This window comes from Agathobacter ruminis, assembly GCF_002735305.1.
GTDB lineage: Bacteria > Bacillota > Clostridia > Lachnospirales > Lachnospiraceae > Roseburia > Roseburia ruminis.
Genome location: NZ_PDYG01000128.1, coordinates 1 through 13,699, shown reverse-complemented (window position 1 = coordinate 13,699; position 13,699 = coordinate 1). Strand labels below are relative to the sequence as shown.

At 47.6% G+C, this 13,699-nt stretch carries 8 protein-coding genes; 7 read left to right on the top strand and 1 reads right to left on the bottom strand.

Going from position 1 to position 13,699, the window contains the following annotated elements:
• Positions 1 to 26: 26 nt before the first annotated feature.
• The 5 genes from CSX02_RS11915 to CSX02_RS11895 all read left to right on the top strand — a co-directional run bounded on the left by CSX02_RS11915 (position 27) and on the right by CSX02_RS11895 (position 10,770).
• Entirely contained in the window at positions 27 to 2,123 is a 2,097-nt protein-coding gene (locus CSX02_RS11915; RefSeq protein WP_099386834.1) for a BglG family transcription antiterminator, read from the top strand.
• Positions 2,124 to 2,155: 32 nt separating this feature from the next.
• Positions 2,156 to 2,578 (top strand): PTS sugar transporter subunit IIA, encoded by a 423-nt coding sequence (locus CSX02_RS11910; RefSeq protein WP_031542879.1) that lies wholly within the window; start codon positions 2,156 to 2,158, stop codon positions 2,576 to 2,578.
• A 32-nt stretch (positions 2,579 to 2,610) separates the two neighbouring features.
• Positions 2,611 to 3,873 (top strand): zinc-binding dehydrogenase, encoded by a 1,263-nt coding sequence (locus CSX02_RS11905; RefSeq protein WP_099386832.1) that lies wholly within the window; start codon positions 2,611 to 2,613, stop codon positions 3,871 to 3,873.
• Positions 3,874 to 4,064: 191 nt separating this feature from the next.
• Entirely contained in the window at positions 4,065 to 5,432 is a 1,368-nt protein-coding gene (locus tag CSX02_RS11900) for a TrpB-like pyridoxal phosphate-dependent enzyme (protein ID WP_099386831.1), read from the top strand.
• A 127-nt stretch (positions 5,433 to 5,559) separates the two neighbouring features.
• Entirely contained in the window at positions 5,560 to 10,770 is a 5,211-nt protein-coding gene (locus CSX02_RS11895; protein ID WP_099386830.1) for an EAL domain-containing protein, read from the top strand.
• On the opposite strand, the gene CSX02_RS11890 is transcribed toward CSX02_RS11895, so the two are convergent.
• Positions 10,758 to 11,408, bottom strand: a complete 651-nt coding sequence (locus CSX02_RS11890) for an L-rhamnose mutarotase (RefSeq protein ID WP_099386829.1) — start codon at positions 11,406 to 11,408, stop codon at positions 10,758 to 10,760. The genes CSX02_RS11895 and CSX02_RS11890 overlap by 13 nt on opposite strands.
• A gap of 193 nt (positions 11,409 to 11,601) precedes the next feature.
• Between CSX02_RS11890 and CSX02_RS11885 the strand changes: the two genes are divergently transcribed.
• Both CSX02_RS11885 and araD read left to right on the top strand, forming a co-directional pair.
• Positions 11,602 to 13,200, top strand: a complete 1,599-nt coding sequence (locus CSX02_RS11885) for a xylulokinase (RefSeq protein WP_099386854.1) — start codon at positions 11,602 to 11,604, stop codon at positions 13,198 to 13,200.
• Positions 13,201 to 13,212: 12 nt separating this feature from the next.
• A partial coding sequence (gene araD, locus CSX02_RS11880) for an L-ribulose-5-phosphate 4-epimerase AraD (RefSeq protein WP_099386828.1) occupies positions 13,213 to 13,699 on the top strand: 487 nt, incomplete at its 3' end.

Here is a 13,699-nt window from a genome sequence, read left to right as displayed (position 1 = left end):
TTATTTGGAAAGCGGGGATTGTGCTGATGAATATAACACCACGAATTCATCAGATTATTAATATGTTGCTGGATCATCAGTCAGAATCTCTGACAGATCAGAAGATTGCTGACCGGATTGGAGTCAGCAAGCGTACAATCCTGCGCGATATGGATGAAGTATCGGAGATTATTCAACAAAACGGACTTGTTTTGGAGCGAAAAAAGGGAGAAGGAAGCCGACTGGTCGGCGAAACGGATACAATCGCGCGATTCAAAGAGTCGCTCGAAAACGGGAGTCGCGCGGAAGCATCCGACAAAGACGCCCGCCGCAATCAGCTCCTTCTGCTCTTGCTCGGAAGCAAGGAACCGCAAAAACTATATTATTATGCGCAGAAGCTAGGGGTTAGCGAAGCAACAATCAGTACTGATCTCGAATCTCTGGAGCCGTGGGCAAAAGAATGCCATCTTTCAATCCTAAAGCGCCCGGGCTACGGAGTGACGCTGGAGGGCTCGGAAAAGAATTTCCGGAAAGCACTTCAGCGCCTGATTAGTGCGAATGTTTCGAATGACCATGTCAGGGAGTTCCTGAAGAATGGCAGCAATGTGGTTCTTCAGTCCCTCCAGCAGAACAACCTTGACGACAATATCTACAGCCTCATGGACGGAAAAATCCTGACGCGTGTACAGAGACTGCTCGAATCCATTGATAATGAGCATCTCAAAAGGCTGGCTTCGGAAGCATATGTGGGCCTGATCATTCATATCACCATTGCAGTGGAACGCATTCTGCAGGGGGAACTCGTGGAGGAAGAAAACACTCTGACACAAAAGTTCCGTGTGGATGACGACACGCATCTGGCCCGTACAATCGCAGACAAACTGGAAGAAGAATTTGCGATCAGTATTTCAAAGCAGGAAGTGGAAAACATCATGCTCCACATCAAGGGCGCGAAAATCCAGTACTTTAACGGATCGTCCGAGACCAAGATCGGGACCGAGAAACTGCTCGGAATCATCGACAGCATGATTGAATCCTACGATCCGGAAATTGCCAGCGAGCTCAAGTATGACGAAGAATTCATACATGGCCTGCTGATGCACTTGGAGCCTGCAATCGTGCGTCTCCAATACGAGATGAACATTCACAATCCTCTTCTGGAGGAAATTCAAACCGAATATCCGGATGTGTTTGCACGGTGCAAAAAAGCAGCGCGCGTCATCACAGAGGAATTCGAAAAAGAGGTACCGGACGCGGAAATCGGGTATTTGACCATGCATTTTGGTGCAGCAGTCGAACGAATCCGGGACCGAAAACAAAACAGCAGATGTGTCAACATCGGAGTCATTTGTGCAAGCGGATTCGGTCTGGCGAGGCTTATGATGGCCAAACTGTCCAGAGAATTGCGAAACGAAGATGTGCAGTTATCCGCCCTCGGGATTGAGGAACTGACTCCTTATGTGACAAGTCGAATCGACTTTTTCCTGTCGAGTCTGGCGCTGGAAGGCAACAAAGTCGATATCGTACAGATTTCGCCCCTGATTACGGTGCGCGACATAGAAGTAATCCGGATGAAAATCCAGGAATATGCACATATGCCGGCAAAGACACAGGAGACGGATTTTACCAGACAATTGGATGAGATCAATTATCTCACAGCAAAAATAAAAAGTGTGCTCAGACGCTATCGGCATCTGGAATTGCCGGCGAATCAATCGCTAGATGACATTTTTACGCTGCTGGCGGAGGAAGTCACCGGAAGCTCAATGAGCGCGATGGTGCTTCGGGCAGACTTTGAGAACCGAGAAAAGATAATGAGTCAGCTGTTCCCGGAACTGGGATTTGCGCTGTTTCATTGTAAGAGCCGGGCGGTCAATGAATGCAGCATTCTGACGGCAACGGCCAAAGGAAGCGATTTGTTCACGGATCCGTCCATGAAACAAATCAAAGCGATCATCTGCATGACAATGCCGGATGATCAGGAGATTAAGGAAAACGGAAAAATGTTGGGAGAAGTCAGCAGTGCGCTGGTGGACGAAGATGACCTGCTTGCGTTGATCGAAAGCGGTCAGGAAGATACGATTCGTAACCGCATGCAGAGCATATTACGCCGCTATTTCAACGCTTTTCTGAATCATTTTTAGTGGGACCTAATCAATATGGAGGAAATTTGACCATGGTATTAGAAAAGAAAAATATCAAAATTAATTGTCCGACGATGGCGAAGGAAGACATCATTCGTCAAATGGGACAGATGTTTGTGGAGCAGGGCTACACAACACCGCTTTATACGGAAGCCATGGTGGAGAAAGAGACCGTTTTCAATACCAATATTGGAAATGCCATCGCTATTCCGCATGGAGTGGAGTCGGCGCGCAAGGAAATTCTCAAGACAGGAATGATCCTGCAAACCTATCCGCAAGGAGTTGATTGGGGGGATGGTGACATGGTGAAAGTGGTGATTGCAATCGCTGCTGTAGGGGACGAGCATCTCGATGTGCTCAGCAAAATTGCCATGACACTTTCGGAACCGCAGGAAGTCGAACGACTTCTTACTATGACCGAAGATGAAATTTATACGCTATTTGCAGCGGATTAACAAACAGATTGTATAGACGAGAGGTGTAAATTATGAAGACAAGAGCAGTACGCATGTATGGAGAGATGGATCTTCGCTGTGAAGAATTCGAACTTCCGGAAATTAAAGACGATGAAATTTTGGTAAAGATTATCAGTGACAGTATCTGTATGTCAACTTACAAGCTGGCAAAGCAGGGCAAGAAGCACAAGAGAGCACCGCAGGATATCGATGTAAATCCGATTATCACAGGACATGAGTGCTCCGGCGTGATTGTGGAAGTCGGTGCAAAATGGAAAGACAAATATCATGTAGGTGATAAATGGGCGTTGCAGCCGGCATTGAATTATCAGGGCAAGCTTGACTCGCCTGGATACAGCTATCGTTTCTGCGGCGGAGATGCAACCTATTGCATTATGCCACATGAGGTAATGGAACTCGATGCACTCCTGCCATACAATGGAGAAGCATTCTATCAGGCATCACTCGGTGAGCCGATGAGCTGTATCATTGGTGGATATCATGCAAACTATCATACCAACAAGCAGAATTATCAGCACGCCATGGGTACCAAGACCGGTGGCAACATCCTGATCATGGGTGGATGCGGACCGATGGGACTCGGTGCGGTCAGCTACGGACTGTATACAGAGAATCGTCCGAAGCGCATCGTGGTTACCGATGTGGACGACGCAAAGCTTGCGCGCGCAGCAGAGGTGATTTCACCGGAAGAAGCGGCAGCTAAGGGTATCGAGCTGATTTATTTCAACTCATCCGTTGAAAAAGCAGAAGAAAAATTGATGGAGATTACAGACGGACACGGATACGATGATGTATTTGTCTATGTTCCGATTCGTCCGGTTGCAGAGATGGGAGACCGTCTTCTGGCATTTGACGGCTGCATGAATTTCTTTGCAGGCCCGACCAACCAGCAGTTTACTGCAGAAATCAATCTCTACAATTGTCATTATACGAGTACACATATTCTGGGCACTACCGGAGGAAACAATGACGATCTGCAGGAGGCACTTGACCTCGCAGCGCAGGGACTCATCAATCCATCCGTAATGGTAACCCATATCGGAGGTCTGGATTCGGTTGCGGAAACCACCTGCAATCTGCCGGACATCCCGGGAGGAAAGAAACTGTGCTATACACAGATTGACCTCCCTCTGACCGCTCTTACAGATTTCGAGGAAAAGGGAAAGACGGATCCGCTTTTTGCAAAGCTTGATGAAAGTGTGAAAAAGCACAATGGTCTCTGGAATCCGGAAGCAGAAAGAATTCTGCTTGACCACTTCCATGTAGAAATCTAAGAGATATACTTATATCGCAGATGAACCCGCACTCCATCTGCGATACCCCTTCATAGCAAAAGAGCCGCAGGCATGGAACTGCGGCTTTTTTTGCGTAGTTATGGATAATATAACTTATGATGTAGTTCTCAAATGCGCGCGCGTGCGTTAAAATAATAAACAGATGACTATAAAGCAAGGGGGCATTGCAAATGAATAAAGAAATACCTTATAAGATTTATCTTGAAGAAAACGAACTTCCGACACAATGGTACAATGTGCGTGCGGATATGAAAAATAAGCCGGCTCCGATTCTGAACCCGGCAACCTTAAAACCGATTACAATTGACGAACTGTCACCGATTTTCTGTACGGAACTGGCGAAGCAGGAGCTCGACGAGACAACACCATATTTTGATATCCCGCAGGAAATCCGTGATTTTTACAAAATGTACCGTCCTTCTCCGCTGGTAAGAGCCTATTGCCTCGAGAAGAAACTCGGAACACCTGCACATATCTACTACAAATTCGAGGGTAATAATACCTCCGGAAGTCACAAGTTAAATTCTGCAATCGCGCAGGCGTATTACGCAAAGCAGCAGGGTTTAAAGGGTGTGACGACGGAGACCGGTGCAGGACAGTGGGGAACCGCATTGTCCATGGCATGTGCCTATTTTGATCTCGACTGTCAGGTCTATATGGTAAAAGTATCTTATGAACAAAAGCCGTTCAGACGCGAAGTGATGCGCACCTACGGAGCGAAGGTAACACCGTCTCCATCCATGACCACAGAAGTCGGCAAGCGCATCAACGCGGAGCATCCGGGTACCACAGGAAGCCTTGGCTGCGCCATTTCGGAGGCCGTAGAAGCGGCAACCACACAGGAAGGCTATCGCTATGTGCTCGGATCGGTATTGTCACAGGTGTTGCTGCATCAGACCGTCATCGGTCTCGAGACCAAAGCTGCATTGGACAAATATGGCATCAAAGCGGATATGATCATCGGCTGTGCCGGAGGCGGATCCAATCTCGGCGGCCTGATCTCTCCGTTCGCGGGCGAGATGCTGCGCGGCGAAGCGGATTATGAGATCATTGCAGTGGAACCGGCATCCTGTCCTTCCTTGACACGCGGCAAATATGCATACGATTTCTGCGACACCGGCAAGATTTGCCCACTCGCCAAAATGTATACACTCGGCAGCAATTTTATTCCATCAGCAAACCATGCAGGCGGACTCCGCTATCACGGCATGAGCTCCATTGTTTCACAGCTGTACGAAGACGGTTATGTAAAAGCAAGATCGGTAGAGCAGACAGAAGTCTTCAAGGCTGCTGAAATGTTTGCAAAGGTAGAAGGAATCCTTCCGGCACCGGAGAGCTCTCATGCCATTAAAGTCGCCATTGATGAGGCGCTCAAATGCAAGGAGACCGGCGAGACGAAGAACATTGTATTCGGCCTGACCGGAACCGGATATTTTGATATGGTGGCATATCAGAAATACAACGATGGCGAGATGAGTGATTATATTCCAACCGACGAAGAAATTGCAAAGAGCCTTGCCACATTACCAAATGTATAACAAGAATCCCCGGAGATCAAATCCGGGGATTCTTTGTGTAGAAAAATCTGAAAACTATTTATACAATCTGAAAAATTCGGTATACTATAAGATATGACAGACTATCTAAAAGGAATGGAGAAAAGGTATGAGCAGAGACTTCATTAAAAATGGACTCGAGTCAGCTCCGGGGGGATTTCTCATTTATCGAGCAGATGAGTCAGAAGAGATTCTTTATGCAAATGAACAGCTGATTAAGATTTTTGAATGCGATACCTATGATGAATTTTTGGAAGTGACGAAGGGCTCTTTCCACGGAATGGTGCATCCGCAGGACCTCGACTATGTAGAGGGGCGTATTGTGGCACAGATTCAGACGGATGATACGCATTTTGATTATGTACATTATCGCATTGTCACCAAAACAGGCAAAATACGCCATTTGGAAGATTACGGACGATATGTGGAGACAATGGATGAGGGACCGCTGTTTTATGTGTTTGTCACAACAAGCAGGATGAAGCTCGACCCTTTGACCGGTTTGCCAAATGACTGGTATTTTCTCGGTCTGGCACAGAGCTGGCTTCCGGGGGCCTATCAATCCGGAATTCAACCCATCATTTTGACCTTTAACCTCGTCGGAATGATGGGATACAACGATAAATACGGACGCGAAGAAGGAGATAACCTTCTGGTTGCGTTTGGTAACCTGATTCAAAGATATTTTGGATCGGAGCATTGTTCACGCTTTGGAGAAGATCATTTCTATGCATTTACGGAGTCCTATCAGATCGATGTAATGCTCAATGAACTGATTGTAGAATTGCATGAACTAAACAGCGGCAAGTCATTGCCGGTGAAAATCGGAATCTGCAAATATGTGCCGGATGTGCCGATTTCGACCATCTGTGACTGGGCGCGAATGGCGGCAGCAGCAAAGAAGTCGTCGTATGGCTCAAGCTTTGTCTGGTTTGATGAGAAAATGTCTGCGGAATATACCCGCAAGCAATATATCCTGACACACCTCGATCAGGCGCTGGTCAACGGCTGGATACAGATATATTTCCAACCGGTTGTGCGGACCCTGTCAGGGCGTGTCAGCAGTGCAGAAGCGTTGGTTCGCTGGATTGATCCGCATTACGGCACCATTTCGCCGAATGAATTTATCCCATTGCTGGAAGAAAACGGGCTGTCCTACAAGATCGACCGCTTTGTGGTCAACCGTGTGGCACAGCTTCTACAGCGACAGATTCGCAGAAAAGAGATGCTGACACCGGTATCGGTCAATATTTCCCGGTCGGATTTCGAACTGATTGATCCGGTCGATATGGTTGTGAAGGCCGTAGATGAATATGCGATTCCGCGAAGACTGATTTACATCGAAATTACCGAGACGGCTTTGACCAACGACAATGGCCGGATTCGCCATGGTATCGAGCAGTTCCATCAGGCGGGATTCCAGGTGTGGATGGACGATTTCGGAAGCGGATATTCTTCTTTGAATGTCTTAAAGGATTATGATTTTGATGAAATCAAAATCGACATGGTATTCATGAAGAACTTTGACGAACGCGTCAAAAATATCGTGACGATGGCCGTACAGATGGCCAAAAAACTGGGCATTCATACACTCGCGGAAGGTGTCGAAACGCAGGAACATGTGGAATTCCTCAAATCCATCGGCTGTGAAAAGATGCAGGGATACTATTTTGGCCGACCGATGCCGTTTGAAGAGGCAGTTGCATATATCAAGGACAATCAGATGGCGACAGAGACGCGTGAACAGATTGCATTTTATGATGCAATCGGTTCGAGAGATCTGGTTTCAGACAGACCTCTTGCGATGTTTTTGTACGCGGATAAACAATTTCAGTGTGTATATGTAAATGACATGTTTGTGGATGCTTTGCAATCCATTACGGAAGATGGGGAAAACTGGCTGAAATGGAATATGAATTCGGATGAATCCCCGCTGCGCCACAAATTTTTACATCTGGTTGATCTGGCAGTCAAAAAAGCACGGCGCGAGAATATGACTTTCGTGGTGGACAACCATTATTTCCATTTTTCGATGGAACTGCTGGGCGAGAGCCGCGACGGCAAGATGTTTTTGTCGGAAATCGATACAACCGTATATGAGGAGATGCGTGACCAGACATTGCTGGATGAGGTATCCCGCAATCTGATGATGCTGTTTGACAATATGTATCTGCTTGACATCAACGAAAAGACACGAACCGTAATTGCGACGACAAACGGCGTGGAGGAATTCGGCACAGTCACAACAGATATTGACTCCTTTTATGATGCATTTCCGACCAGATTTTTGTATTACGATGATATTGAACGATTTAAGGATATGGCATCGGCCGAAGGCGTGCGGAGGCGCCTTGCGCAGAGCAGCCACGGATATTTTGTGGATTATTTCCGTGTGCGTCAGCCAAATGGCAATTATAACTGGATGGAATTCTATCTGATTGCGCTTCCGGATGCGAACCGTTCACGTATTCTTGCATGTGTGAAACCGACTTCAATCGGTGACAGACTGACATTGATGTCGGATGATAAAGGCACCAAGGGAAACGAGGCGCAGATTACGGACAGCGACCTGGTGGATGCGTTTGTCAATGATTCCGGAATCAAATTGTTCTGGAAGGATGATAAGCGGAGATTCTGCGGAGCGAGCGAAGCATTTCTGCAATATTACGGGTTCGATGATTTGTCTGAAATTGCAGGCAAAACGGATGAGGAAATCCGTTGGCATTTGAATGATGCGCCATTTCAAAAAGATGAAAATGAAGTGCTTGAGACCGGAAATGTCATTCGAAACTCGCGAGGCGAGAATGTGGTCGACAATGTGGTACATAATATTCTTGCATCCAAATTCCCGATTTATCATGAGGGAATCATCAGCGGTCTGATGGGCTATTTTGTGGATATTGATCAGGACATGGGCGAGCAGGGTGATTTGTACCATGCGGCCATGATGGATCCGCTCACCGGTATGATGAACACCAGTTGTCTGTTTAGCACGGCTTTGGCGTTGGATGACAATTACCGGCTCAATGATGAAGACTACAGTTATATTTTGATGACGGTGCCGGAATATGAGACATTTTTGAGGGACTTTGGTGAAATGACTGCCAACATCCTGATTCAGACGATTGCGGATGAGATTCGCAAGGGATTTGATGTGCGTGCGACCATTGCACATATGAACGGATGTGAATTTGGCATTTGTGAACGAGGCCTGGCGGATGCAGATATCACGCGCAGTATTCAGCAGTGCAAGGAGCACATCGAGCATATCCGCGAAATCAATGGTCGCCTTGTGAATCTGCATTTCCACTATGGAATTGCACGCGGATCGGAGGGCATGGATGTACGGGATGTCATGACGCTTGCCTACAATCGCATGGATGAAAAGAATGAGCAGCGCCAGAAACGCAAGCATGGCGCAAAGGCACTGACAGAGGTTGATCCTTACAATGAAATGCCGTTGCCGTTTGTCATCATGCGTCCGATTATGGAAGACGAAAAGAATGTGGATATGACATATATTTATGCGAACCACAAATACTGTGAAATGACCGGCAAATCGAGCAAAGAACTGCTGGGACATAGCTATCTCGAGCTGTTTCCGAATACCAGCAAGCGCTGGCTTGAGTATTGTGCACGCGGAAGCAAAGGCGAGCTGATCCATGAACGCGCATACAGCGGAGCACTTGGAGGAAATGTAGAACTGATCGCGGGACCGGCCAGTATGCAGGGAGGCTGTGTATTCCTGGGTGTTTCAATCGAAAATGAGCAGATACAGGAGAAAAATATTGCCCGTATGCTTTCTTCCGAGGAGGTCATCATCCGGATTCTGACAAAGAGCGAGAATGTGCTGGACTTTGAGGATACGATCCGAACCATTTTGAGCGAAGTGGGCGAGTGCGCCAAGGCCGATCGCGCTTACCTGTTGCAAACAGACCGGAATGTGGTTACCTGCACATTTGAATGGCTGTCTTCAGGCGTGAAATCCGCAATGGAACAGCGCCACGATATGCCTTATCAGAAGATTGCACAATGGGAAAAGATACTCGAAGACAATTCGTGCATCAGGCTGGATGATATCAGCGGACTGAAAGAGACCAATTCTGCGACGTATCAGTATATGCGGTCCATGGATATCTATAATATCCTGATTGTGCCGATTTACCTGGATGGCTATCTGGTGGGCTATTTCGGCGTGGACAATTTTGATGCCGATGATTATATCAACGCACAAATGGTTTTGGAGACCATTGGCAAATTCATAGGTGCAAAATTCATGAAGCGCGAGATGTATATGCGTCGTATGCTTGATATAGAAAGCAAAGTGGACATGCCGGTACCGCAATCCATCACAGCAACCGATGCGGCCCTGCGCGACATGGGACCACGAATTGAGCGAATACTGGAAAAACAGCATGACTTTATGACCGGACTTGAGCAGGTAATGGGAGTCATTACCGCAGAGATTCATCCGGACCGTGTGATGCTGTTCGAGCGGGATGGCAGTATGGTGACCAACATTTATGAGTGGTGCGCCGAAACGGTTGAATCGGAAAAAGATATGCTGCAGAATCTCGATTATGAGACGTATTGCAAAGCATGGGAGCGCCAGCTCAAGGATGAGAAATGTATCGTCATCGAGGACATTGAAGTCTATCGCATCACGAATTCTGCACTGTATCTCGCTTTAAAACGCAAAGGTGTTCGAAATATGATGGTGACCGCATTCTACAACAACGGCATGGTGACCGGATTTATGATTGTGGAAAACTACAGAATCTCGGAACTGCATATGACGAAACAAATTCTCGAAGCGGTGGTATTCTTCATCGGCGCGAAGATGAATGCGCATTATTTCCAGCGCATTAACAGCTTTGATGATCTGACCGGTGTGCATAACCGAAATGCCATGCTGATGCGCAGAGCCGAATTGAAAAACTATGATGGTCCGGTGGGAATTGTTTTCCTCGATCTGAATGGTTTAAAGGAAGTCAATGATGTCAATGGACATGAAGCGGGAGACCAGTTCATCCGCAATGCCGCCAATGTATTGGTGGAAGTATACGGCAAAGACCATATCTACCGCAGTGGTGGCGATGAATTTACGATTGTGCTGGAGGGAATTGCGAAAAGTGATTTTGAAAGCAGAAATGAAATTCTAAGAGCGCGTCTGAGTGACCCACGCGCGCCGAAGATGGCTGCGGGATTCGCGTGGGCCAAAGGGGCAAACGAGCTTGATCAGGCGATTCAAAAAGCAGATCAGGAAATGTATCACGACAAGAGTCTCTATTATCGTGATCACGAGCGCTATCGGCGCTGACAGATCAGGCGCACAGGTGCATGGACTTCTCCGGAAATCCAGTCGACATCATTGGTAATCCAGTCCATGATTTCAAACATGCGTGTCTCCCAGGCGATGTCAGCATCAATGTCGGCCTGCGTGCGGTCGCGCTCCATAGTCGTATCAATTTCATCATATCCAAAAATATATCCGCCGGCGTACCAGATAGAAAAATTGCTATCCGGTCCCGGCGTGATTTTTCCGCCGCGCGCCTCGATGAGTGCGTCGTGGCGTCGCTTGTATTCCTCTTCCATACCGGGTTTCAGGCGCGTCATAAAGACGCGGTGACGAATCAGATCTTTTTCGCTGCGGACAATTCCAAAGTCCTGATACATCAGGCGCATGGCCTTCCATGGCTCAGAAATCCAGTCAATACAGTCTGAAAGCTTGCGATTCCATTCACGGAACGGTTCTTTTCGACTCTCCTTCAATTCTGCAAGGTCATAGTCCGTTTCAAAATAACCAAACAATAAATCCTCGGCATTCCAGACAGAAAAATTATGGAATTCGCAAATGGCCAGATGTGCGCTGATTGCCTCCCAGTTTTCACGCAGGATGCGCCCGAACGCCTCGCGCATTCCCGGCTTTAATCGCCAGGCAAAAGAATTACGAATCATAGACTCCTCCTTTGGCACGGCAGTGCCTTTTTTTCTATTTTCAGAGTAGTACAAAGCAGATGAGGAACAAAGGGGAAAATCATACTGTTTTGGGGAATTTATTATGAATATGAGATACAACTTGTGCATAGGGGGGGATAAGTTGTATATTTTTATATGGAAATATATTACATTTGTTCAAGGGGGAAAATATATGAACAAAAAGCAATTGATTGCAGATGGAAAAGCAGTCATCGGAATCGAATTCGGTTCGACACGAATCAAGGCAGTGCTTGTGGGCGAAAACGCGCAGGTGCTCGCAACCGGTGCACATGACTGGGAAAATCAGCTGGTGAACGGCATATGGACCTACAGCCTCGATCAAATCTGGAAGGGCTTGCAGGACTGCTACGCCGATCTGGCGCAACAGGTTCGCCAACAGTATGACATTACGCTGACGCGTGTAGCGGCCATCGGAATTTCGGGAATGATGCATGGATATCTTCCGTTTGACAAAGACGGTGAATTGCTGACACCATTTCGTACCTGGCGCAATACCATCACGCAGGAGGCGGCAGAGAAACTGACGCGCGAATTTGACTTTAACATTCCGCAGAGATGGAGCATTGCACATTTATATCAGGCGATTCTGAACAAAGAAGAACATGTGTCAAAAATCGACTATATCACTACGCTGGCAGGTTATATCCATTGGAAACTGACCGGCAAAAAAGTGCTCGGCATCGGTGAGGCATCAGGCATGTTTCCGATTGATTCCAAAACAAAAGACTACAATGCGCGCATGCTCGAACAATTCAATTCTCTTGACGAAGTGGCAGCCTGTCCGTGGAAATTGCAGCAGATTCTGCCACAGGTGCTTTTGGCCGGTGATGAGGCCGGTACATTGACAGAGGAGGGCGCAGGACTGCTTGATGTCAGCGGCAATCTGCAGGCGCAGATTCCGTTTTGCCCACCGGAAGGCGATGCCGGAACCGGTATGACTGCGACCAACTCGGTTGCGGTGCGCACAGGAAATGTGTCAGCCGGCACCAGTGTCTTTGCGATGGTGGTCCTCGAAAAGGAATTGCAAAAAGTGCATGAGGAATTGGATCTGGTTACCACGCCATCCGGTGATACGGTAGCGATGGTTCATTGCAACAACTGTACTTCGGATCTGAACAAGTGGATTGGTTTGTTCAAGGAATTTTCCGATTTGTTCGGCATGCAGATTCCAATCAATGACATTTATGAAAAATTATATACCAATGCGATGACCGGAGCCAAAGACTGCGACGGAATTATCGCATTCAATACCCTTTCGGGTGAACCGGTTATCGGTACGAACGAAGGCCGCCCGATGGTATTCCACAAACCGGATGCAAAGGTGAATCTCGCCAATTTCATGCGTGCGCATCTGTATGCGTCGCTTGCAACTTTAAAGGTCGGATGCGACATCCTCTTCAAAGAAGAGCAGGTGGCAGTTGACCGCATCTATGGTCATGGAGGTCTGTTCAAAACCAAAGGAGTAGGACAGAACATCCTTGCAGCCGCAATGAATGCGCCGGTCGCATTGATGTCTACCGCAGGCGAAGGTGGCCCATGGGGCATGGCAATCCTTGCTTCCTATATGCTTTGCCGCGATACCTATCCGACATTGCAGCAGTATCTGAATCAATGTATTTTTGCAAATGAAACAGCAACTACGGTTGATCCGGATCCGGACGATGTGCGCGGATTTGACGCATATATTGCAAACTACCGCAGAGCAGTATCCGTACAGCAGGCTGCAATCGAAGCACTTTCGTTATCATAAGGGAGAATTGATATGTTAGAACAACTGAAACAAGAAGTATATGAAGCCAATATGGAGTTGCCAAAGCGCGGCCTGATTACCTATACCTGGGGCAATGTCAGCGGCATCGACCGCGACAGCGGATTGTTTGTCATTAAACCAAGTGGCGTCGACTATGATGTCCTCACCCCGGAGGATATGGTTGTCATGGATCTCGACGGCAATCGCATCGAGGGCAAATACAAGCCTTCCTCCGACACGGCCACACACATCGAGCTCTATCGCAAATACTCATGTATCGGAGGTGTCGTCCATACGCATTCTCCGGAAGCAGTCGCATGGGCGCAGGCGGGACGTGATATTCCGCTCTACGGCACCACGCACGCCGATTATTTCCTTGGACCGATTCCGTGCGCACGCAATCTGACCACCGACGAAATCAATGAAGCCTATGAGCAAAATACCGGAAAGGTCATCATCGAAACCTTCGAGACACGCGGCATCAATCCGGAATACACGC